Annotated in this window: 17 protein-coding genes; 8 read left to right on the top strand and 9 right to left on the bottom strand. The window is 47.3% G+C overall.

Going from position 1 to position 24,482, the window contains the following annotated elements:
- Positions 1-200 precede the first annotated feature (200 nt).
- Positions 201-1,586, top strand: a complete 1,386-nt coding sequence (locus QUA62_RS14995; RefSeq protein ID WP_333405046.1) for a 2-polyprenyl-6-methoxyphenol hydroxylase-like oxidoreductase — start codon at positions 201-203, stop codon at positions 1,584-1,586.
- A 230-nt stretch (positions 1,587-1,816) separates the two neighbouring features.
- Here QUA62_RS14995 and QUA62_RS14990 read toward each other — a convergent pair whose 3' ends face one another.
- The 3 genes from QUA62_RS14990 to QUA62_RS14980 all read right to left on the bottom strand — a co-directional run bounded on the left by QUA62_RS14990 (position 1,817) and on the right by QUA62_RS14980 (position 11,484).
- Positions 1,817-9,259, bottom strand: coding sequence for a DUF4347 domain-containing protein (locus QUA62_RS14990; protein WP_333405044.1), 7,443 nt, complete (start codon positions 9,257-9,259; stop codon positions 1,817-1,819).
- 55 nt (positions 9,260-9,314) lie between these two features.
- Entirely contained in the window at positions 9,315-10,148 is an 834-nt protein-coding gene (locus tag QUA62_RS14985) for a sulfotransferase (protein ID WP_333405042.1), read from the bottom strand.
- 454 nt (positions 10,149-10,602) lie between these two features.
- Positions 10,603-11,484 (bottom strand): glycerol acyltransferase, encoded by an 882-nt coding sequence (locus QUA62_RS14980; protein ID WP_333405040.1) that lies wholly within the window; start codon positions 11,482-11,484, stop codon positions 10,603-10,605.
- 486 nt (positions 11,485-11,970) lie between these two features.
- On the opposite strand from QUA62_RS14980, the gene QUA62_RS14975 reads away from it, so the two are divergent.
- Complete coding sequence (locus QUA62_RS14975; protein ID WP_333405038.1) at positions 11,971-12,114, top strand: hypothetical protein; 144 nt, start codon at positions 11,971-11,973, stop codon at positions 12,112-12,114.
- A 630-nt stretch (positions 12,115-12,744) separates the two neighbouring features.
- The gene (locus tag QUA62_RS14970; RefSeq protein WP_333405036.1) at positions 12,745-13,710 is read left to right on the top strand and encodes an SH3 domain-containing protein; all 966 of its coding nucleotides are present in this window, start codon (positions 12,745-12,747) and stop codon (positions 13,708-13,710) included.
- A 259-nt stretch (positions 13,711-13,969) separates the two neighbouring features.
- Here the strand turns inward: QUA62_RS14970 and QUA62_RS14965 are convergent, their stop codons facing one another.
- The 6 genes from QUA62_RS14965 to groES all read right to left on the bottom strand — a co-directional run bounded on the left by QUA62_RS14965 (position 13,970) and on the right by groES (position 18,826).
- On the bottom strand, positions 13,970-14,398 hold the full coding sequence (locus QUA62_RS14965) for a hypothetical protein (protein ID WP_333405034.1): 429 nt from the start codon (positions 14,396-14,398) through the stop codon (positions 13,970-13,972).
- Complete coding sequence (locus QUA62_RS14960; protein WP_333405032.1) at positions 14,395-15,057, bottom strand: glutathione S-transferase family protein; 663 nt, start codon at positions 15,055-15,057, stop codon at positions 14,395-14,397. Before QUA62_RS14960 ends, QUA62_RS14965 begins: the two co-directional genes overlap by 4 nt.
- Before the next feature lie 89 nt (positions 15,058-15,146).
- The gene (locus tag QUA62_RS14955; protein WP_333405030.1) at positions 15,147-15,473 is read right to left on the bottom strand and encodes a hypothetical protein; all 327 of its coding nucleotides are present in this window, start codon (positions 15,471-15,473) and stop codon (positions 15,147-15,149) included.
- Between the two features lie 138 nt (positions 15,474-15,611).
- Complete coding sequence (locus QUA62_RS14950) at positions 15,612-16,592, bottom strand: hypothetical protein (RefSeq protein WP_333405028.1); 981 nt, start codon at positions 16,590-16,592, stop codon at positions 15,612-15,614.
- A 140-nt stretch (positions 16,593-16,732) separates the two neighbouring features.
- Entirely contained in the window at positions 16,733-18,376 is a 1,644-nt protein-coding gene (gene groL / locus QUA62_RS14945) for a chaperonin GroEL (protein WP_190663847.1), read from the bottom strand.
- Between the two features lie 138 nt (positions 18,377-18,514).
- Positions 18,515-18,826, bottom strand: coding sequence for a co-chaperone GroES (gene groES, locus QUA62_RS14940; protein ID WP_333100012.1), 312 nt, complete (start codon positions 18,824-18,826; stop codon positions 18,515-18,517).
- 264 nt (positions 18,827-19,090) lie between these two features.
- On the opposite strand from groES, the gene QUA62_RS14935 reads away from it, so the two are divergent.
- The 5 genes from QUA62_RS14935 to QUA62_RS14915 all read left to right on the top strand — a co-directional run bounded on the left by QUA62_RS14935 (position 19,091) and on the right by QUA62_RS14915 (position 24,449).
- On the top strand, positions 19,091-19,516 hold the full coding sequence (locus tag QUA62_RS14935; RefSeq protein ID WP_333405026.1) for a ferredoxin: 426 nt from the start codon (positions 19,091-19,093) through the stop codon (positions 19,514-19,516).
- A 646-nt stretch (positions 19,517-20,162) separates the two neighbouring features.
- Positions 20,163-20,813, top strand: coding sequence for a response regulator transcription factor (locus QUA62_RS14930; protein WP_333038438.1), 651 nt, complete (start codon positions 20,163-20,165; stop codon positions 20,811-20,813).
- Between the two features lie 336 nt (positions 20,814-21,149).
- The gene (locus tag QUA62_RS14925) at positions 21,150-21,671 is read left to right on the top strand and encodes a LabA-like NYN domain-containing protein (RefSeq protein WP_006633075.1); all 522 of its coding nucleotides are present in this window, start codon (positions 21,150-21,152) and stop codon (positions 21,669-21,671) included.
- 193 nt (positions 21,672-21,864) lie between these two features.
- Entirely contained in the window at positions 21,865-23,505 is a 1,641-nt protein-coding gene (locus QUA62_RS14920) for a 2-isopropylmalate synthase (RefSeq protein ID WP_333405024.1), read from the top strand.
- Between the two features lie 143 nt (positions 23,506-23,648).
- Complete coding sequence (locus tag QUA62_RS14915; RefSeq protein ID WP_333405022.1) at positions 23,649-24,449, top strand: class I SAM-dependent methyltransferase; 801 nt, start codon at positions 23,649-23,651, stop codon at positions 24,447-24,449.
- Positions 24,450-24,482 lie beyond the last annotated feature (33 nt).

The following is a 24,482-nucleotide window of genomic DNA, read 5'->3' as shown; positions in this document are numbered from 1 at the left end:
GAAGTTGTTAGTTCTCAGGTATGAGTCAGGTGCGCTGCGGCGCATCCGAGATAGATGGTAGTAATGGTAAGTCGGATTAAAATAAGGGCAGAGGAAAATCTTTGGTCGATCGATATTAAGAGTCGGCACAGAAGCCCCGACAAATTGTTCACAATTCATCAACCAAGGCCATAGCAAATTAGCTTTCAAGGAATTCTATAGTGCAGCGAGAAAGTCATGCAATTATTATTGGCGGCAGTTTAGCAGGACTGTTGGCCTCTAGAGTATTAGCAAAACACTTCGACCGAGTAAGTATTGTTGAACGAGATTTTTTTCCTGAACAACCCGCACCTCGCCCCGGTATTCCTCAATCCCGTCATCTTCACATCCTTTTAAATCGGGGGAAAAGCATCCTAGAAGAGTTGTTTCCCGGCTTGGAAAACGAACTGGTAGCTGCTGGTGCTCCTAGGTTAAATCCGAAGTCGATCGGGTGGTTTAGTCCGGCGGGTTGGGCCCCGCAATTTAGCCCGGATCTAAATGATTTAATTATGTTCAGTCGGGATTTACTTGATTGGCAAATTCGCCGCCGGTTGGCTGAAAATACGAACGTGCATTTCCTCGAAGGAGGCACAGTAACGGGGTTGCTGGCGAATGCCTCATGCACGGAAGTTGCTGGCGTGTCGGTGCGTTTTCGCGATCGCCAAAACCCGGGTAACATCCATGCAGAAAATTTGTATGCAGATTTAGTAGTCGATGCTGGCGGCAAAGTTTCCAAAACACCTCAATGGTTGAAAAGTTTGGGCTATGAACCTCCGCAAGAAACCGCTATCAATGCTTTTGTCGGCTATGCCAGCCGCATCTATGAAGGCAGCGGTAAATTGTCAGACACTGCGCCAGTATTTGTGTCAACCGCACCGCCATTTCGCACCCGTGGCGGTGCAATTTTTCCGATCGAAGGCAATCGCTGGCTGGTGATTCTCATCGGGGGCGATCGCGATTATCCGCCCGCAGACGAAGCAGGTTTTCTAGAATTTGCCCGCACTTTGCCAACCCCGACAATTTATGATGCAATTAAAGACGCAGAAGCGATAACACCTGTTTATAGTTATCGAGGTACAGAAAACCGTTTGCGCCACTACGAGCGGCTCCCTCGTTACCCTGAAAACTTAATAATTATCGGTCATGCAGTTTGCGCTTTTAACCCGATATACGGACAGGGAATGACCGTTGCTGCACTAGATGCTCAGATGCTAGATGAATGTTTGCAAAAGCAAAGAAAGCGGTATCCAGAAGGCGATTTAACAGGCTTTGCACGACAATTTCAACAAAAACTAGCAAAATTACACACTATTCCGTGGATATTTGCCATCAGTCAGGATTCTCGCTATCGGGGAAGTACAGGTGCGAAACCAAATTTGGGCACGCGGCTGATTATTGATTACATGGATCTGGTGTTAAAAGTGCTGGTCGGAGATGCTAAAGTTTGTCAAGCATTTTTGGAAGTTCTGCACATGATTGAGTCGCCGACGGTACTTTTTTCTCCCAGTATTGCGCTTAAGGCGATCGGGCAATTAGTCACCGGAAGTCAGAAGACCGAATTAAGATAAAGAGTTTATACAGAATCAGGTTATTTTTGTCAATTATATTTTTTCAGTACCGATGAATGGAGATAAACGCAGATGAAATCCTATTCATCTGCGTTTATTTAACCTGATATGATGTCCGCTAGAACCTGGATGATAAAAGTGGTTGGTAGTGAGGGTTGAAGTCCTCATACTTTTATGAGGAAGCACGTGTTTACTACAAATTTATAACTGTTATTTTAGCGGACATGAGATCAAAATGTTCGGAAATCGTTGACAGCAATTAGGCTGGCGGTGACTCCGGTTAACGAAGCAATTACTTCTCTACTTCCCTTTAATTTAATCAGCGCGCTATTATTGTTTTGAGTTATTTCTAACTGGTTAAAAGTCAGACCTCCCGACAATCCGATGAAGTCCTGACCTTTGACAAAATCAGAGATAATATCGAATCCGCGATCGACACCTAAGACAAAAGTATCGTTGCCCAAACCTCCGATCAGGCTGTCATCCCCTAAATCTCCCGACAAGAAATCATCGCCAACGCAGCCGAGTAAGGTATCATTATCTTCACCGCCGTAAATTGTATCGTTTCCTTCGCAGCCGTCGATTAAGTCCTTATTCTCGTTGCCGCTGAGGAAGTCATCTCCTGCACCGCCGCACAAAGTATCGTCTGCGAGTTGTCCGAAGAGAGTATCATTGCCTTCGCTGCCTAGAATTAAATCCTGAGCTTTTCCGCCCAATAGGATATCGTTTCCTTTGCCACCGTCGATAAAATCATTACCTCGATTGCCAAAGATTAAGTCATTATCTTCTTTGCCGTTAATTGCATCGTTGCCCTCATTACCAAAGATAATATCTTCACCAAAACCACCAAGAAGGAAGTCGTTTCCTTTGCCACCAAATAAGAGGTCGTCTCCTTTGTTGCCGTCAATGAAGTCATTGTCTTCATTGCCGTTGAAGATATCCTTAAATTCGCCACCAAATAGGTTGTCGTTGCCAGTTAAAGCATCAAAGATATTGGGACTGTTGCTGCCAAAATATGCGTCCTTTCTGGGAGTACCAATTAGAAGACCGGGACGACCATTGATAATATTATCAATTTGTTCGTTGGGTTTGTTGAGATTGGGATACTCAATTTTATCGCAAATGCACTCTGTATCCGGAATGTTAACAGGCGTAGGCGTGGGTACGGGTGCTGGAGTCGGCGTGGGTACTGGTGTTGGAGTCGGTACGGGTGCTGGAGTCGGCGTGGGTACGGGTGCTGGTGTTGGAGTCGGTACGGGTGCTGGAGTCGGCGTGAATACGGGTGCAGGTGTTGGCGTGGGTACGGGTGCAGGTGTCGGCGTGGTTGGTGCTGGAGTTGGCGTGGTTACGGGTGCAGGTGTTGGCGTGGGTACGGGTGCAGGTGTCGGGGTTGGAGTTGGTGTGGTTGTGACTGTGGCCGCTATTGGGAAATCAAAGGGATTTTCGTCACTATCATCATTGACAAATTGCAGCGTACCTGTTTTATTTCCTGCTGCTGTGGTATCTACTTGAAGAAGCAAATTAGCACTCGCGCCGGCTGCCACAGTTGCAGGTAAGGTTCCGACTAGGCTAAATCCGGTTGGTAAGGTAAGGTTGCTGAGGTTTAAAACTGCTGTACCGAGATTTTTGACGGTAAAGGTTTTGTTGAGAGTCGTGCCAATCGTTGCACTACCAAAGTCGAGATCACTTGCAGTACCATCAGCTATATCTGTTGTCCCGTCTAAAACTTGAATTTCTGGTAATGGTGTGGTTGTGACTGTGGCCGCTATTGGGAAATCAAAGGGATTTTCGTCACTATCATTATTGACAAATTGCAGCGTACCTGTTTTATTTCCTGCTGCTGTGGTATCTACTTGAAGAAGCAAATTAGCACTCGCGCCGGCGGCTACAGTTGCAGGTAAGGTTCCGACTAGGCTAAATCCGGTTGGTAAGGTAAGGTTGCTGAGGTTTAAAACTGCTGTACCGAGATTTTTGACGGTAAAGGTTTTGTTGAGAGTCGTGCCAATCGTTGCACTACCAAAGTCGAGATCACTTGTACTACCATCAGCAATATCCGTTGTTCCGTCTAATACTTGGATTTCGGGAGTTGCTGTTGCTGTGACTGATGCTGAAATCGGGAAGTTGAAGGGATTTTCATCACTGTCATTATTGACAAATTGCAACGTACCTGTGTGATTTCCGGCGGTGGCTGTATCGACTTGAACTTGCACATTTGCACTCGCGCCGGCGGCGATAGTTGCAGGTAAGGTTCCGACACTGCTAAATCCATTTGGTAGGATAGGGTTGCTAAGGTTTAAAACTGCTGTACCGAGATTTTTGACGGTAAAGGTTTTGGTGAGAGTTCCGCCAATCGTTGCACTACCAAAGTCGAGATCACTTGCAGTACCATCAACAATATCCGTTGTTCCGTCTAATACTTGAATTTCTGGTAATGGTGTGGCTGTGACTGTGGCCGCTATGGGGAAATCAAAGGGATTTTCGTCACTATCATCATTGACAAGTTGCAGCGTACCTGTTTTATTTCCTGCTACTGTCGTATCTACTTGAATTGGGAAATTAGCACTCGCGCCGGCGGCTACAGTTGCAGGTAAGGTTCCGACTAGGCTAAATCCGGTTGGTAAGGTAAGGTTGCTGAGGTTTAAAACTGCTGTACCGAGATTTGTGATGGTAAAGGTTTTGTTGAGAGTCGTGCCAACTATGACGCTGCCAAAGTCGAGAGCACTTGTAGTACCATCAACTATATCTGTTGTCCCGTCTATGACTTGAATTTCTGGTACGAGAGTTACGTCATTATCGGTATTAGTCACCGCGACATCTGTTGGATTAACTGCGTTGTAATTAGTGTCGGTACTGGTAGCGGCAGCGGTGACAATGTTGTAAGCAACATTCCCATCTACTACACTCTCATCTATTCCCGTGACAGTGACGGTTTGGGGAGTATTCCAGTTAGCCGACGTGAAAGTTAAACTCGGTTTATCTACAGTACCTTCAGCCGTATTATTTGAAGTCGTCCCAATAGTCACATCTGCTGTAGGCTGGCTATCTAGAACTACCGTAAAAGTAGCTGTTCCCCCCGCTTCTGTAGTTGTTAAACCGCTGGTAGGAGTGACGGTGATGCCTTTGCTGTCGTTGTCAGTATTAGTGACTGCGACATCCGTAGCATTAACACCGCTGTAATTAGTATCGGTACTGGTAGCAGCAGTGACAATGTTGTAAGCAACATTCCCATCTACTACTGATTCATCTATTCCCGTGACAGTGACGGTTTGGGGAGTATTCCAGTTAGCATTCGTGAAGGTTAAACTCGGTTTATCTACAGTACCTTCAGCCGTATTATCAGATGTCATCGCGATGCTGACATCTGCTGTAGGCTGGCTATCTAGAACTACCGTAAAAGTAGCCGTACCCCCCGCTTCTGTGGTTGTTAATCCGGCAGTCGGATTGATAGAAATTCCCGCAGTATCATCATTTTGAATCGTGGTGTTGACTGGAGAACCGATAATATTAGCAGTCCCAGGGGCAGTGGCGTTGCTTAAAGTGAGTGCTAGGGCTTCGTTGGGTTCCACAATTCGATCGCCCACAATGGCCACCGCGATTGTTGCTATGGTAGCATTGGCAGCAAAACTAATTGTACTGCCAGTAGCAGTGACTCCGGTTCCGGTAACAACGGCGTTATTGTAATCGACGCCAGTGGTTGCTGTTCCCCCAAAACTAAAATCAATGCTGCTACTTTGGTTCGTTTCTCCGGTGCGAGTAACGGTGAAACTTATTAGTTGACTACCGCTATTTCCCTCATTCACAGTGGCGGTACTGCCAACGACGCTGTAAGTAATATCGTTATCGGTAATCTGTGGATTCACAGAACCGATCGCCAATGTTGTTGGATAATTGGGATCTGTACTGTTGGTAATAGCGTGGGTTAGTGCACCGATATGGTTGTTTTCCGGTACCGTGTCATCAACAGCACGGACAGTGACAGTTTGAGGAGTTTGGCCATTAACATTTGTGAAGGTTAGAGTTTGCGTGGTGGCAAAATTCGTTCCATCTAGGCTAACTTCTGCTTGAGCATCCGCCGTCACGGTAATGTCAACATTGCTCGTGGGGAGGGTGTTCAATTGTAGGGTATAAGTATCTGTAATTCCCCCTTCTGTTACTTCGGTACTGCCAGCAGATTGAGTGACGGTAACGCCTGGAGTGTCGTTGTCTGTGTTGGTGACAGTGACATCTGCTGGGTTGAGATTGTTATAGTTTGTGTCGGCGGTGGTGGTGTCGGGGGCGGTGATAATTTTGTAGGCAATATCACCGTCAGCCACTAAATCGTCTACGCCGGTGACGCTGACGGTTTGGTAAGCGTTCCAATTGGTGGAATTAAAGGTGAGGTTAGGGGGTAAAACCGTGCCTTCTGCTGGGTTGTTGCTGGTTAAGCCAAGGATGACATCGGCGGTGGGCTGGCTGGTTAAGCGGATGTCAAACGTGGCTTGGCCACCGAATTCGTTGGTATTGCCGCTAATCGGGAGGATTTGAAAGCCAGCGGTGTCGTTGTCGGTGATGGTGAAACTACCTGTGGTAGTAGTTCCTAATTGAATGCCTGCCGATGGATTGCTAATAGTTAGGTTGGCAGTTTCATCAATTTCGTCGATTTGGTCGTCGGTAATGGTGAAGGTGACTTGTCCGCTGGTTTCCCCATTGGCGATGGTAATTTGGGTGGGAATTGTGCCGGTGAAGTCGGCGGCGGTGGCCACTCCAGTTAAGGCGAGGTTAACTGTTTGGTTGCCGACTACAGGTGCGGCGGCTGTAGCGGTGACGGTGATGCTGGTTGTTCCGGCTTCGGTGCCGGTCGTGGGAGTAACTGAGAGGTTGACGGTGGGGAAGTCGTTGTCAGTAATCGCAATATTTTGAGTAGTGTTTGTTCCCAACACTATCCCCGCCGAAGGATTGCTGATAGTTAGAGTTGCTGTTTCGCTTCCTTCAATTAACGCATCATCGACAACAGTAAATGTAACTGTTCCCGTAGTTTGTCCGCTGGGAATGGTGATGGTTGTGCCGCTGAGATAGTCGTCGGAGGTTATACCTGTTCCTGCTACGCCTAAGTCAACGGTTTGAGCGCCTGTAACGGCACTCTCAGCGGTGGCGGTGACGGTGATGGTGTTTTTGTCTGCTTCAGTGCCTGCGTTACTGCTGACAGAGAGGTTGACGTTAGGGAAGTCGTTGTCAGTAATTGCAATATTTTGAGTAGTGTTCGCTCCCAACACTATCCCAGCCGAAGGATTGCTAATGGTTAAAGTTGCAGTTTCGTTTCCTTCAATTAACGCATCATCGGCAACAGTAAATGTAACTGTTCCCGTAGTTTGTCCGCTGGGAATGGTGATGGTTGTGCCGCTGAGGTTGTAGTCGCCGGAGGTTATACCTGTTCCTGCTACGCCTAAGTCAACGGTTTGAGCGTTTGTAACGGCACTCTCAGCGGTGGCGGTGACGGTGATGGCGGTTGTTCCTGCTTCTGTGCCTGCGTTACTGCTAACTGAGAGGTTGACGTTGGCGAAGTCGTTGTCAGTAATCGCAATATTTTGAGTAGTGTTTGTTCCCAACACTATCCCCGCCGAAGGATTGCTAATGGTTAAAGTTGCAGTTTCGTTTCCTTCAATTAACGCATCATCGACAACTGTAAATGTAACTGTTCCCGTAGTTTGTCCGCTGGGAATGGTGATGGTTGTGCTGCTGAGGTTGTAGTCGCCGGAGGTTATACTTGTTCCTGCTACGCCTAAGTCAACGGTTTGAGCGCGTGTAACGGCACTGGAGGCGGTGGCGGTGACGGTGATGGCGGTTGTGTCTGCTTCTGTGCCTGCGTTACTGCTAACTGAAAGGTTGACGGGGTTGTCTAAAATCGTACCGTAAACATCGTTGTTGTCTTGGTTATTGCCGACACCGTTGGCGGGGGTGTTGGCAGCGGGAGTGCCAGCTTGGTTGGCAGCGGTGTTGCCGGTGAAAGTTGCTCCAAATGACATGACAGTAGGTAGCGCGGTGGGCATTCCCTGATTGACGCCAGAGGGGCTGGAAAGAGAACGCATGGCAAAAATTGCCCCACCTTTGCCTTGACCGGGGCCTCGAGGGGAGGTGTCGTAACCCGTACCGCCTGTAGCAGTGTTGTCGGTAAATGTGGTGCTGTCAAGGATGAGAGTACCTTGACGGATGAATACTGCACCCCCCATGCCTGCACCGCCGTAGCCACCGGCGTGGCCACCGCCGAAGCCACCGTTGGTTTCGTAAAACGAGGTGCCGGCTCGGCCGAAGCCGGCACCACCACCGAAGCCACCTTGACCCCCCTGACCCTGACCGAAGCCACCGTAACCGTCAGGGCGGCCTTTATTGGGGTCGCCGCCGCGACCGCCTCTGCCGTAGCCTCCGCCTCCGCCGAAGCCGCCGTCTCCGCCGTTGCCTTTGCCTCCGGTGCCGTTGTCGCCGTAGCCAATGCCGCCGTAGCCGTTGCCACCGTTGCCGCCGAAGCCGCCGAAGCCGCCGTTGCCGTTGCCGCCGTTGCCGTTGCCGGCGAAGCCGCCGAAGCCGCCGAAGCCGTTGCCGCCGTTGCCGCCGTAGCCGTTGCCGCCGTTGCCGCGGTAGCCGCCGTTGCCGCCGTTGCCGTTGCTGCCGTTGCCGTTACTGCCGTTGCCGTTACTGCCAGTCTGGTTGGCACCATTATTAGCCGGATTGACAGGCACAAAATTAGCGCTGCCACCTGTGCGACCTATGATACCCTTTCCGCCAATGGCAGAGTTATTAGAAAAGGTGACAGAATTCAGGCTGACTGTGCCGTTATAAACAAACAAGCCACCCCCCATACCTGCGCCCCCACCACTACCATCTCCGCCCTGGGCACGACCCCCCCTCATGGTCATGTTGGTGAAACTGACGGTTCCAGACTTCACAAAGAAGAGGCGAACGTCACCCGTATCATTGATGCCACTGTTATTGGCATCTCCACTGACTGTGAAACCGCCACCAATAAAAGCGATATTGCTATCGATTAGCTGATTCGGAATTTGCGTAAACGTGACATTTGTTTGGAGAGTAATTGTGTCATCTCCGGCTGCGGTATTCGCATCTAAAATTGCTTTGCTTAAAGTACCTGCTACAGTGCCCGTGCCATCATCGGTTGCCACTGTGACATTAAAATTCGCCAGTGTATAGTCATAATCTTCCATCGCCTGCCGATTAAACGGTACGGCGGATTCAATCTGGCCCGTTACTATTTCTAAATCCCAGTCGCCCCCTTTAGCTGCATTTCCCGTCAAGTCGTTAGAGGCTGCGACATCTGCACCTGTGAGTTCACTCAATCGCTTGACAAAATTATTGCCAGTTTCTCCAGAGGCTACATCGCATCCATAAAGTAGGATATCTCCGTTCTCTGTCAGAGCCTTTCCCCACTGTTTTAGCTGAGTGTTGAAAGTTTCTATATCATTCTCATTGAGTACGTCGGCACCGAGTTGGAAACTGCCTTGGTTGCCGTGAGAAAGGATATGCACGGCGTCTATGTCTTTTTGATTGGCTAAGGCGTTTGTAATTTGTTCGATGCCGCTCAAATTGTTATTTAAAATGACAATTTGGGCGGCATCGGCTTTTTGAATAAGGCTTTGATAGTCTTGTACGGATGAGTCTACGAAAATAATTTGGTTGTTCACGGTAGATTACCTGATAGTTTTTGCTTGGTCTTAGATATCAATAGTCGTCAAAAATCTATGTTAATTTTGCTTTCGCTACAATGGCGCTGGCGCGGCTATATGTTGCATCTGTCCAAAAAGATAAGCCATCAAATCGCTCAAACAAATCGGGGGGTAAAATCGTTTTTCTAGGTTTAAACTCGACTTGAGAACGCACCTGATGTAACCCTTGTGTTTTTAGCTTATTATCAAATTCTGGCTCTTGATATTCAACACTATCAAAATCATGCTCAAAATGGTCTTCACCAAGAAATTGATAAATCAACGACATGGTTTTAGCCGGGTTTATGGTTAATAGCTCGTAATCAACCAAGAGGAGAGAGGCACTCTGTTCGCTGTAAAATGCTTCTTTAAGAGCGTTATAAGCATAACCCACTAAACGGGAACCTTGGCTTAATGCCTCCGTGCGACTGTATACTGTAGCCCGTTCCGCTGGATTATTAAATAACCGGGAAACATCAAAGGCGTTACGCCGAATCAGTAGCTCAATGCTGTCCATAATCCAAGCGATGTTTCTGACACAGCAGATGACTTTCGCTTCAGGAAATAGTTCCCGAATTAATGGCAATTTGCTGCACCAAAGGCGATTGGTGTCAAAGACAATTTCTTTATCAACTTGCGGGTGGTAGTAAGCAGAAAAGATGCTCATAATCAGCGCCCGTTTTTGTTCAGGCGAAATAAACGTGGAAAACTCATTGTCTTCGCTCATGGCTTCCAACATTCGCTCTACTAAACCCCCCACGGGGCTAGTCATGGCGGCGTGAAACCGGGGGTTTTGTCGCAGGATGGCTGCTAGTAAGGTAGAGCCTGAACGCGGCAATCCCGAGATAAAGTGGGCTTTCTGGAGCATCCAGTTGGAATATATTTAAGGTGGGCAAGTAGTCGGCATTTGAAGAGAAGAAAGCCATCGCTTTTGCGGTTGCTACTTGCTGTATCATTGCAGACTATTGACTTTCAATAATCTCTGGAGGCCAGACAGTGCATCCAGCATCTGAGACGGTATCTGCTTTAAGTTGGATGTTGCATAACTTTACGGAATTACCGCCGAGTTTATTGCAAAATCTATCTTGCGATAGATGGCAGTCAACTGAGTTTATGATTATAGACTCGCGAGTGGGAGAAAAGTGCAATCGAACTCGGCCAATAATAATCATAACCTCAGTCATTGCTTTGGAAAAAATCTGCTCAGGTAAATTTTCACCAAAATCAGTCCTGGCCGCACTCGCAACCCAAGCGTTAGGGAGTTTTCGACGGGGATTCTGGGCTGTAAGAATGTTTTTTGGTCGATCGAACTTGTGCAATTCTCAATTGCCCACCAAACAATCTAATTGTTCTTGCATTTGGGCGGTAACTCGATCGAAACAAGCATCAACATAATCGCGATCGCGCGCCGCCTCCGAACCGTACCTCTCAAATACAATCGGTTTGCAGACGCGAGTCCGAATTTGCACGGGTAAAGGCAGGTTCGGCAAAGGTCCAATACCCAGTCCCCAAGGCAATCCTAAATACACCGGAAATACCACCGGATCGATGCCCAACAACCACGGCATCCCCCATTCATGCAATTGCTTAACTTGTTCGTACAAATCTCCCAAAACTATCAAAGTATCGTGGGCGCCGTGGGATATTATTGGTATAATTGGCGCTTCTTCTCGCAATGCTAATTTGATAAATCCCTTGCGTCCGGCAAAGTAGATTTGATGGCGCAAATGATGGGGGCGAAAAACATCTTGGGCGCCGCCCGGATAGACGAGAACAGGGGCATTTTTTCGCAAAGCTGCGATCGCCATTTTCGGATGCGCTTTGAGGGCACCACACTGAACCGCCATGCTAGCAATATCAGGAGAAACTTGCCAAACCGTCGGGTGCATCAATCCGTAGGCCAAGCGTTCGGTTCCGTACCTGCGGAACCATTCGTAGAGGAACATAAACATATCTGGAGCGGCGATTCCCCCGTTGTGAGAACCAACAACGAGCATTTTTCCGCTCGCTGGTACGTGGTGCCAGCCGTCGCTTTGTACGCGAAAATAGTAGCGGTACAGCCATTCCCAGATTGGCAACAAAAGCTTAATGAAGTCGGGATTGCGATCGTCTAAAGATAGACCGTCCAAGGGATATTTAGAGGATTTTCCGTCTTTTTTGTTAGTAGTTTTGGTCACTGCAAAAATATTTAACGCTTTGGTCATTGTATAGCAGGAGGAAGAAAGCTTGAGCTATCTAGGAGAGAAGGAAGAAGAGAGAATCTCAGTTGTGCTTTTACTCTTCTTGTGCGTGCGAGCTTCCCGCTCGCCCTAAAAAAAAATGATTTTTACTCTCATTAATATGCTCCCCTTCAGAAGGAACCTACCTCATTAGTTTCAGCAATAAAAAATGTCCTAAACGTCGAGTGCGGTTGCTATATCAATATAATTAAATCAGAAATTGCACCAATATTTGGTTTCTGATTTTAGCGGGCTGGTTTTGTTCGGAGGTTTTGTGCTGGTTGTCTATTTTGTTGGCTCAACCTGCCCCTTGTATCTTTAAACAGACAGGCGATCGAACCGCAGCAGGCAAAGTAAAGCGTCAGCGAGTAAATATAAAGAAACCATCCAACTTCCTTACTTAAGAACCAGAACCAAGGGCACCTGAAGTCGAGGAACTACAAGCCGGCGTTGCGGCGACTAGAATCGTTAATGGAAATATCTCCACAGGAACAAAACTGTTTGGAAACAGCGACCGCCACTGTCGTTGACCGATCGCGCGGCGGCTTTAGCCACAAAAACACCACCCTGTCTAAAGCCGATGGGTTTCCGTTTTGGAAGATTTTATCAAATTGAGGCCACCCAGCGGGTCAATGCTAGCGATTTGCGCTGTTTGCCGCAATTTTAAGTAAGGTGCGATCGACAGTGGAGTTATGCCAGCGAGATCGAAGAACTGTATGCGGTTTGCGGCACCCGACTAGGACGATGGGGTCGATCGCACCAATCGCCTGTCACTCAGAATCTTGGAGCATCTCAAGCACCATCTCGCTGTCGAAGCTGCCAAGAATTCACCGGAAATGCAGAAAAATATTACTCAACGGCAACAACTGGCAGCTAAATGGTTTAACCAACATCTGACAAGATCTTGACGGACAACAAATGACTTGCATTCCTAGTAAACTCTCACCCATTTAAATAGTTAACATTTAACTTTTGACTGTTGACTTTCGCACTCCCTCACTCTCCCCGCTTTCCCCCTCTCGTCTTCTCCCCCTCCCACGCTCTGCCATAACGAGCAATTTATAGGCGCAGCAGCTTAATTTGTGTTGGCTTAACTCTCAGCAAAAAATAAGTTATATAGATAAAACTTGACTTACAGCCATAAAAAATGTTATGTAGAGCTTTTTCCTGGAAGACAAATCGATTTTTTTGCTATATTGACCTGCAATAAAGATAATAGTTTTGATCAGATGAGGAGTTGAACGGATGAAAAACTTGAGTTACTGGAACAAACCCGCTGCATTGCTGGGCGCGATCGCGATCGCAGCCGGAAGTTTGCAAGCAAATGCGGCAAATGTTGCCACCCCATCAACATCCACTGCCCGTCAGGATGCTGAAACTACTTCATTTGAAGATAGCGCCACTTTTCAAATAGCCCAAGCTGGCAACAGTTGCCGCAAAGTCACTCCCAAAGAAGGTTTGACGGTTCGCCAGAGTCCAGACCCCAAATCCCCTAGAGTTGGCGGTGTACCACTTAACACTCAGGTAACGCTGTCCCAAGGCGCTACTTCTGTTAAAGCCTCCGACGGCCGCCTCTGGATTCCAATTACCGCTCCCGTAAAAGGGTATGTAGCTAGCGGATACCCCAACAATGAGGCTAATTTAGGTTCGTGCACGACAGCCAGCACAATTAGTCAAACTCCTTCCCCTAGTCCAGCACCGGCACCGGCACCAGCACCTGCAGCGACACCAGCACCGGCACCTGCTGCGACACCAGCACCGAGTCCAAGTCCTGCACCTGCAGCGACACCAGCACCTGCACCTGCTGCGACACCAGCACCGGCACCAGCACCGGCACCAGCACCAGCACCAGCACCAGCACCAGCACCAGCACCCGCACCAGCACCCGCACCCGCACCAGCACCCGCACCCGCACCAGCACCCGCACCCGCACCCGCACCAGCACCAGCACCAGCACCTGCACCTGCAACGGGTCCCGTAAGTCTGTGCCGCCAAGTAGAACCTCGCGTAGCGCCGAGGGGTCTAGCTATCCGCACCGAGCCTTCAAAGACTGCTGCGGTTAAAGGTGGCGTAGCTGCTAACGGTCAAGTAACGCTTGTGCCGAACTTCCAGTTAGTGAGAGATAAGAATGGAGAAGACCGCAATTGGGTTGAGATTTCAGCCCCTGTGGCCGGATTCATCTCGGCTGGAAATTTGATCATGTGCAAGTAAACTTCTGAATTCGATCGCTCTTTTTGACTAAAAGAGCGATCGACACCAAAAATAGTTTTAAGATTGTCGCGCAGCCGGGGAACAACGCCCAGCTCAGACTGCTTCTGGGGCTTACGAATGAATAACTTATTTCTATCGGGAAGCAGCGGTAGCGAATCTTTCTGTGCCTCTGTTTTTCGTGAGTAGCGTCAAGTCCTAGCTTGGTTCCTCGCAACGCACGCGGGAGGAATGAATTTAAGCAAAAAGCCGATCGACCTTTCTACTGACAGCGGCCGCTTGCCCAATCTTGGTGTCCGCGATTTGGTTGACACTTCGATTGTCGGCCAATCCAGACAATTTCCCACTTATTTTGCCTGAGTCTGAGTTCGATGCGGTGTCGCATTGCAGCAACAGAATCGTCAGCTAAACCGACGACGGTTTGGACAATTACGGCTGTTTCTCGCGTGGGATATTCAACTGAAATTTGGTCGCTTTTTCTGCCTTCAGATTCTTGGTCACTGCTAAAGAGTTTTGCTGCGATATCTTTGGGATTGGAGACGGTAATTTTGCGATCGGCAACGAACTGTTTAGCGTTAATTGCTTCGTAGTTCGATCGGGCGGCGGGCTGCCCCATTGCTGCGATGGGAATTTGGATGCAGGTAAACACAGCTAGGAAAAAGAGCGATCGCTTCACAATTGATTCGTTCATGAGGCTTCAGATTGTGCGAGAAATTTTTGTCTCCGAGATGCGAAAGCCGCCAAATCTGCCTCGGTGAATTGAGTTTGCTGCCATGAGGGACGCGACATTAGTCGATCGCACCAAGCTTGAATTTTAGGATAGCCGTCTAGGGACACACCAACCCAAGATAGCAAGGGCACGACGGTGCCGGCAACGCACTCGGCAAACGTGACACTGTTGCTAGCGAAAAAAGGGCGATCGTCCAGCAAGCCTTCAAAGAATGTCAGCACAGTATCGACTTTTTCCTTAGCCTTTTCGATTTCCTGCGGTTGGGGAGTTCCCCGTCCCAGTTTTTCACTGCCTAGGGGGTAAAGTTGCGGTAGAAGTTCGTTAACCGTGACCAATTCTACCATCCTCACAACTGCCAAATCTTTCGGTTCTTTTGGCAGCATTGCCGGTTCGGGATACTTCGTTTCTAGATAGTCAAGAATTGCGAGAGACTCGACGACAGTGAAGTCATCATCGACCAAAACAGGGATGCGGTGAAAAGGATTTATTGCGACAAACTCAGGCTGCAAGTGATCGCCGTCCAAGTGGATTTCTACTAATTGAAAGTCCAGGTTTTTTTCTAAGAGGGCGATCCAGACGCGGCGGGAGTTGGGGGAAATGGGAGTGTGGTAAAGTTTCATAAATGGTGTGCCTGGTTAGTGATAGGTAATAAAAGCCACATTTTGATTATGCACTTAGGCGGATCAGTTTTTGCTGCCTTCTCTCAAAGTTATTCGAGAGTTTGATCTGAAATTACTCTGCTCCGTTTACAGGCTTCCTCCGCAGTCATCGCCTCGCTAGTTTCCCACTCTGCAAAAGTCACTTCTAGGGATTCAGATAGCGCTTCTTCATAAGCGATCTTTTCCCGTCCAGTATTCTGAGCTAAACTTGTCGTCATGTCTGCAAGGAGAAGCTCTAAAAATTTAATATCATTCCCTATATCGGCAGCCTCATCCTCATCTACATCTTCAATTACCTGCAAACGTTCTTGATAGGCATTAATTTGATGTTCAATGGCTTCTATAATAAACCTTAAATCTTTAAATGATAGATTCATGTTAGCTTACTATCCTATAAATCACCTCTACAGGTAGTATGAGGGAGCGATTTCAGAGTCATCGTCAGAGGTACGTTCGGCACGAATCTCGTCCATAATTTCCTGAAAATCTGGATCGTCTTTAAACACACCCGCAAATTATTGCATCCAGGCGGGTTCTGAAGCTTGAATCGGGACTTCCCAGGAAAGAGTTTCAATATGCTTAAGTCTTTCTAAAAATGTGGTTTGAATTTTGGTAATTGCTTCTTCTCGACTTGCTGCTTCAACTCGACATTGCGGAAACTCAAAAATAGAAGCAGAAACCTTTCCTGAAGAGAGGGTTTCTAACAGGAGTGTTACTTTCAATTGGCTAGATGGTTGGGATTGCAATACATTTAAGCTTGTTAACCTATTGACATTCGCTTTAGGGATTTTATTAATTTCGCAGTACATATTACATTGCTGCACCAACTCTGATTTAACAGCGCAAAACTCCTTGCACACTATGAAAATTCTGCAAGCATCTCCAAATGCTGAATGAGGTTTCATCTCATTTTTATACTTTAATGGCAATTTATAGTTAAAATTCTTTGATCCAAAGCATTTATTTTTAGCATAAAATCCGATAATTAACGATATTTTCTCAAGAGAGAAGAGATAGCCTATCTCCTTTTCAATAACAAGTTGTATGTCAATAACTTGAATATTCGATATATTGACTTTTGCCATTTTCAAAATCTTGATATCCTCCCTCCCACCAAAAAATACAATCTGGTCAACTTGATGTATCTTAAACAGGTTGTGAATGTATTCGCGTAATTCATCTAGGCATTGCGAGCGTAGCTTTCTTGCTATAACTTGATCAGACTTTTCTAACCGATAGCTCGGATCGAATACTTTCTGATACTCTCCTCTTTTAAGGTTTGCCACTCTTTCCGAAAATCCAACAGTTTTACCAATGTCATTGATAATATTTTTCCTGATAACAAGGAATACATCATAGGATAATTTTTTACTCTCAAATAAAAGCTGATGGCGCTCTACATCATATATCACGGCACCAATTTCTGTAGGAAAATAGTTTCCTCTAAAAGAACCATAAATTGGCCCAAACTCCAAATCTAAAAATAGAGTATTCATCTACCTGCTACTTGCTAACTAGCTCAATTTTTTAATCCTACTATAATTGTGCAACGCCAAAGCACTTCCCAAATATAACAAACAGGGCGGGCCCTAAAGCCCGCCCCATCAAACTAGCTATTAGTAATCAAACGATCGACTTAGTAATCGAAGTCGCCGCCGCCCATGCCGCCGCCAGCGCCAGCAGCAGCAGCGCCATCCTTCGGTTCAGGCTTGTCAACGACGATACACTCGGTTGTCAGCACCATGCCAGCAATAGATGCTGCATTTTGCAGAGCAGAACGAGTCACCTTCGCAGGGTCAACGATACCAGCTTCAAACATATCGACAAACTCATTTGTCGCTGCGTTGAAACCGACGTTAAACGGCTTTTCTTTGACGCGCTCAGCAATCACAGCGCCATTCAAACCAGCATTTTCAGCAATCCGCTTCAGAGGAGCAGCCAAAGCCCGTGCCACAATCAAAGCACCGGTCAATTCTTCGCCAGTCAGACTGCCATTAGCCCACTCTTCCAATTGAGGAGTCAGGTGAGCCAAAGTTGTACCGCCACCAGGAACAATTCCTTCTTCGACAGCAGCTTTAGTTGCGTTGATCGCATCTTCAAGACGCAGTTTGCGATCCTTCATTTCTGTTTCGGTAGCCGCGCCAACTTTGATGACTGCGACGCCGCCAGCCAATTTGGCCAAACGTTCTTGCAGCTTCTCTTTGTCGTAGGAAGATTCGGTTTCGTCCATTTGACGGCGAATTTGTTCGCAGCGGGACTTGACGGCAGCTTCGTTACCTTCGGCAACAATTGTGGTGCTGTCTTTGGTGATGGTGATGCGGCGGGCTTTGCCGATCATGTCGAGCTTGGTGTTTTCCAGTTTCAAACCGGCATCTTCGGTGATTAGTTGACCGCCGGTCAATACGGCGATATCTTCTAACATGGCTTTGCGTCGATCGCCAAAACCAGGTGCTTTAACAGCAGTGACGTTCAACACACCGCGCAGTTTGTTGACAACGAGGGTAGCTAGAGCTTCTTTCTCAATGTCTTCTGCAATGATCAACAGCGGGCGGCCGGAACGAGCTACTTGTTCGAGCACGGGTACTAAATCTTGTACCAGAGCAATTTTCTTGTCTGTCAGCAAGATGAAAGGTTCTTCTAGAATCGCTTCCATCCGTTCGGTGTCGGTGACGAAGTAGGGAGAAATGTAGCCTTTGTCGAAGCGCATCCCTTCGGTGATTTCCAATTCGGTGGTCATAGACTTCCCTTCTTCCAGGGAAATCACGCCTTCTTTGCCCACCTTGTCCATTGCGTTAGCAATCATTTGGCCGACTTCATCGTCGTTACCAGCAGAAATGGAGCCGACTTGAGCGATGGCTTTGGAATCTTCTACTTGTTTGGCGTGTTCGGCAATTTTTTCTACCAAAAACGTGGTTGCTTTGTCAACACCGCGCTTGAGGGCGATCGCATTTGCGCCGGCTGCTACGTTACGCAGACCTTCTTTGACCATTGCGTGAGCCAAAACGGTAGCAGTTGTGGTACCGTCGCCTGCTGCGTCGTTGGTTTTGGAAGCTGCTTGACGGATCAGGGCAACGCCTGTATTTTCTACGTGGTCTTCTAGTTCGATTTCTTTGGCGATGGTAACACCGTCATTGACGATCTGAGGAGCTCCGAATTTCTTTTCGAGAACCACGTTACGACCTTTGGGGCCGAGGGTTACGGCCACTGCTTCGGCCAGAATGTCCATACCGCGTTCGAGGGCGCGACGTGCATTTTCGTTGTAGATGATACGCTTAGCCATAGTTTTTGGGGATGAGAGGGTTTTAGATTTTGGATTGGGGATGATGGATTTTAGTCATTTGTCCCGTGTCATTAGTTGTTTGGCGGCGTTCGCTTTAAACTAATGACTGATGACTAAGGACTGATGACTAATGATTAATTAGTTAACGATCGCCAGAATGTCTTTTTCTGCAAGCAAGACGTATTCGTCTGTGCCGAGTTTGATGTCGGTGCCGGCGTACTTCGAGTAGAGAACTTTGTCGCCGACTTTGACTTCCATTTCAGTGCGAGTGCCGTCGTCATTGCGCTTGCCAGGGCCCACTGCCGCGACTTCGCCTACTTGGGGCTTTTCTTTCGCTGTGTCGGGCAGAAGGATGCCGCCGGCGGTTTTTTCTTCGCTAGCGCTTACTTTTACGAACACGCGCTCGCCTAACGGTTTAACGGTAGAAACACTCAGTGATACTGCTGCCATAAATAAATCTCCAGATTACAGATTGTCGTGAGTCAGTCGTCAGGGGTCACGATGAAAGCAACAGCGGACTACTTACAACTGACATATTAGCACTCTCGACTCCTGAGTGCTAATTTAGCTTTAGTCAGGGTCGATCGCAACTTAGTTGTCAGTACGGGTTCCCGAACCGACCATGAGTGGGCGCTCCGGAGAGGGGGAAGCGGGAGTGGGGGCTGTGGTGATGACTTTCGATCGCTAACCAATTACTGTTGACGAATGAATAAAATGCTTGAAAATAACGATGAATCTTGCAGCCAAGGCTTGAGCGCTTGCGTCCAAAGCCTGGGAATCGCTCAAATCGAGCGACATATTTTTATCTGTGCTGACCAAACCGTGCCCAAGTGCTGCGATCGGCAAACGAGTCTGGAGGCGTGGAATTACTTAAAAAAACGCTTGCAAGAATTGGGGTTGGACAAGCCAAGTGCCGATCGGCCAACCTGCGTCTTTCGCACGAAAGCCAATTGCCTGCGAGTATGCGCGTCTGGCCCGATTATGGTAGTCTATCCAGACGGAGTGTGGTATCGCGACGTTACTCCACCCGTCATTGAGAGAATTATTCAGGAACATCTCCTAAACTCAAAGGTAGTTCAAGAATACGCTTTCTTGACTCATCCTTTGCCTGCGCCTCGTGAGGCGGAGCCAAACATTTAAGTGTAGCGCTGTTTAAAGTACAGGGTTATAGGTAAAGTGTTAAATTTAAGGTTAAGGGTGAGAATTTGAGACAGTTTGGCGTCCGGGCGATCGCACCTGCTACAGTTCAATAAAACTGTAGGTAGGTGATTGTCTTCGTGCAGCTTCCCGTGTTCCTTGTGTTTCTCAAAAGGTACAGTAAAAAAAATCGATCGGAGGAACTGTGAAATTTTGTGCAAAAATTTCTCAGTGGCAGACACTAAGCAGGTTGCCAAACTACACTAGAAGCAGTTAAATACGTAAGTAGGGAGTCTGCTTAAATTTCTCTATATCAGAAGTATCATTTAAAACCGGGGCATTAACCTGAAATTGAACCGATCGAGATTAAATATTTAACTTGGGCTCTGTTAGGGAGTCTGCAATCAATCAAGGCTGATCTTGATAGGGCGATCGTGAATTACAGGTTTGGGCTGCATTCCAGGTCGTAAGACACTCACGAACAGCCCTCAATTATAGGTTGGAAAGCGGTAATACCCGCCCCGCTTTCCCTCACCGCCATCGCTTCAGCCGACCGTCGTCCTCCACTCCCAGCCTGGTGGCGGGGGACTGACGGAAAAAACAGAAGTGAAAACAAGGAAGCGTGCGGGATACTTTAGCGGGAATAAACATGACAAAGGACAATAATTCAGGAGAGCAAAAACGGCTGATGCTGGTTGACGACGACCCCAACTTGATCTTGCTGGTCAAGGACTACTTGGAGTTTCGGGGTTACAACGTCATTACAGCAGAAAACGGCAGAGACGCTCTGGAAAAACTAGAACAAGAAGTTCCCGACTTGATTATCTGCGACGTGATGATGCCGGAAATGGACGGCTACACTTTAGTCAAACACATCAGAGAAGACCCTCGCACTAGCTGGATTCCGGTTCTTTTCTTGTCCGCAAAAGGTCAAAGTTCAGACCGAGTAAAAGGCTTGAGCACTGGGGCTGACGTTTATATAGTCAAGCCTTTTGAACCAGAAGAACTGGTAGCCCAAGTAGAATCTTCTCTGAAAGCAGCATCGCGCTTGATTCGCCACTCAAATCCCGGTATGGAGAGTGGCCCAAAAATTAAGGCGCGCCGCAATGTCGAATTGACTCCCACGGAGTTAAAGGTGGTACAGTTGCTAGCCCAGGGTATGGCAAACCGCCAGATCGCAGACGTGATGAATGTCAGCCAGCGGACTATCGAAAGCCACGTCAGCAATATGCTGGGCAAAACAGGTCTGCACAACCGGACAGAGTTAGCTCGCTGGGCTCTTGAAAGCAAAAAGGCTTGAGCGGAGGTACTCTGCGCTATGAAATCAGGGGAGCAAAATCTACTGCTATGCGCTTCGGTATGCCTGCTTGGCGGTAGGGCGGTACGGCGGTAGTTTAAAGGCGCCATTAACCTTGACACGGCAGCCGGTATTGAGTTACTAGGCGTATATTTTTTGAGGGCACCTCGCTCAAATGCAAGCAGGCTTAAAAGAACCCTCTGGCGGTAGAGCCGAAAATATGAAATACTGGGGAGATGGAGTTTTCTGAAGTTTAATCTATTGCCTCAGTTAGCTCCATGTTGCTAAAATGTGATATTTAGATTAACTTCTTTCTACAATTATTAGGTCTAAGTTTCTATGACAAACTTAATGAACCGCCTTTCTATTTTTGTGGACGGGAACAATATGTTCTACGCTCAACAAAAGAACGGCTGGTTTTTTGATCCTCGCAGGGTGCTCGAATATTTCAAAACTTCGCAGCCGAATGTCATCTTGATCAATGCTTTCTGGTATACGGGCCTGAAAGACCCCCAAGATCAAAGGGGATTTCGAGATGCTTTGATCAGTCTAGGTTACACGGTTCGCACTAAAATTCTTAAGGAATATTACGACGATGCTTCGGGCAGATATTCTCAAAAGGCTAATTTAGACATAGAAATTGTGGTGGATATGTTTAATACCGTGGATCAATACGACCAAGTTGTGCTGTTTAGCGGGGATGGGGATTTTGAGCGGGCGATCGAGCTGCTCCGCTCGAAAAATACTCATATTACTGTGGTATCAACCGAAGGAATGATTGCAAGAGAGTTAAGAAATGCTACAGATAGGTATATAGACCTAAATGAAATTAGGGAACATATCGAGAAAATGGATTATTAGTCAGTAGTTATTAGTCATTAGTCATTAGTTATTAGTCATTAGTCATTAGTCATTAGTCAGCAGTCATTAGTCAGTAGTTATGGGTTAGGGGTTATTAATTATTCGTTATTGGCGCGAGACAGGGGACTGGTGACTGGAGGCTAAAATCCAGAAAAACGGACAAGTAAAAATCAGGAAAACACTTTTTAGAGCTATGAAAACTCAACCAAGTCAAGACCGGATTATTATTTTCGATACGACTTTGCGGGACGGAGAACAATCTCCGGGTGCATCTCTGAATGTTGATGAAAAGCTGACGATCGCTCGCCAGTTAGCGAGATTGGGCGTGGATGTGATTGAAGCGGGTTTCCCTTTCACCAGCACGGGAGATTTTGAGGCAGTCCAAAAAATAGCCCGATCGGTTGGCACGGAAGATGGGCCGACAATTTGCGGTTTAGCACGGGCGAGAAAGCAGGATATTAAAACAGCAGCAGAGGCTCTGAAACCAGCAGTAAATTCGCGAATTCATACGTTTCTGGCTACGTCTGATATTCACTTGGAGTATAAGCTGAAAAAGACGCGGGCTGAGGTTCTGGAAATTGTGCCGGAAATGGTGGCTTACGCTAAGTCTTTTGTGGATGATGTGGAGTTTTCGCCGGAAGATGCTTGTCGATCGGAACCGGAGTTTTTGTATCAGGTTCTAGAACGGGCGATCGCAGCCGGTGCGACTACTGTTAATATTCCCGATACTGTAGGCTACACGACTCCGAGCGAATTTGGGGCTTTGATTCGGGGAATTAAGGAAAATGTGCCGAATATCGATCGCGCAATTATTTCGGTGCACGGTCACAATGACTTAGGATTGGCTGTTGCTAACTTTTTGGAAGCTGTGAAAAATGGCGCCAGACAGTTAGAATGCACGATTAACGGGATTGGGGAACGGGCGGGAAATGCGGCTCTGGAAGAGTTGGTAATGGCGCTTTACGTGCGGCGTCAATATTATAATCCGTTCTTGGGCCGGCCTGCGGATTCTGAGGAACCGCTGACAAATATTGACTCGCGCCAAATTTACAAAACGTCGCGGTTGGTTTCCAACTTGACGGGGATGTTGGTGCAGCCAAATAAGGCGATTGTCGGGGCAAATGCTTTCGCTCACGAGTCGGGAATTCACCAAGACGGGGTGCTGAAAAATAAGCTGACATACGAGATTATGGATGCTGAGTCGATCGGCTTAACCGAAAATCAAATTGTTTTGGGGAAATTGTCGGGCCGCCACGCATTTCACACTCGCTTGAAAGAGTTGGGTTTTGAAATGGCCGACGATGAGCTAAATAAGGCTTTTGTCAAGTTCAAAGATTTAGCCGACAAGAAAAAAGAGATTACTGATTGGGATTTAGAGGCGATCGCCAACAACGAAGTGCACCAAGCACCGGAACTGTTCCGGTTAGAATTGGTGCAAGTTTCCTGCGGTGACAAATCGCGGCCGACCGCAACCGTCACAGTGCGGAATCCGGCGGGGGAAGAATTGACCGATGCTGCGATCGGCACTGGGCCTGTGGATGCGATTTACAGGGCAATTAACCGAGTGGTAAACGTACCGAACGAGTTGATCGAGTTTTCTGTACAGTCGGTGACAGCAGGAATTGATGCGATCGGCGAAGTAACAATTCGCTTGCGCCACGAAGGCAAAGTATTTTCCGGTCACTCGGCAAATACCGACATTATCGTAGCCTCTGCAGAAGCTTACATCAGCGCTTTAAATCGGCTGTATCAGGCATTGCAGCATAGTGCTGAAAAATCCTCCGAAAAACCAACTCCGATCGGAAATCAAGTGGTTGTAGAAGCACAGCGCTAATAAATTTCTTGTCAGCCTTTTTTGTTGAAACAAACCGCAGACGAACCCTGATCGAAGCAGATAAATATCAATTGATCTGCGTTGTTCCGGGTTTATCTGCGGTTTAAAATTACTTTTTTTTACTAATAATCAACTCTTGAAAAATGCAAGACGAAACTTTAAAAAAAGAGCGGCAATTCCACGATGCTTGGGCATCGACGATCGATATTGACGGCATTCGAGTCAATGATTACTTTGAAGCTTGCACCGCCCCAGAAAATAGATTTATCGTCGAGCAAATGGGCGATATTACAGGCAAACGCCTGTTAGATTTAGGCTGCGGCGCGGGAGAAAATAGCGTTTATTTTGCTAAAAAAGGTGCGAATTGTGTGGCTGCGGACTATTCTCAGGGCATGGTAGAAGTTGCTCTAAAATTGGCTGAGAAAAACGGCGTCAAAATAGAGGGCTGCACAGTAAATGCAATGGCTATGGATTTCCCCGACAACAGTTTTGATATTGTTTACGCTTCTAATTTGTTGCACCATTTGCCGGAACCAGAAAAGGCAATTCGCGAAATGCACCGCGTGCTGAAGCCTGGGGGTAAAGCTTGTTTTTGGGACCCGATGAAGCACAATCCGGTGATTAATGTTTACCGCAGGATGGCTACTGAGGTGCGGACTGAGGATGAAACTCCTTTGGATATTAATATTGTGAATTTTGTCAAGTCTTTGTTTTCCGAGACGGCTTACGATACGTTTTGGCTGACATCGCTGTGGATTTTTTTGCGTTTTTATTTGATTGAAAAAGTGCATCCCAATGAGGAGCGTTATTGGAAAAAGATTATCATTGAACAAGAGAGACTGAAACCGGAATACTCTCGGTTAGAAGGGTTGGATGGGTTTTTGAAAAAGTGGCCTTTGATGAAGCGCTTGGCTTGGAATTTGGCTGTGGTGGCAACGAAGTAATTAAAAGAAGTACAATAAGTCAAAGCATTTAAT

It is taken from the genome of Microcoleus sp. MON1_C1, assembly GCF_036701945.1.
GTDB lineage: Bacteria > Cyanobacteriota > Cyanobacteriia > Cyanobacteriales > Microcoleaceae > Microcoleus.
Note: the sequence above shows the minus strand (reverse complement) of the source record. Positions and strands in the feature narration are given on the sequence as shown.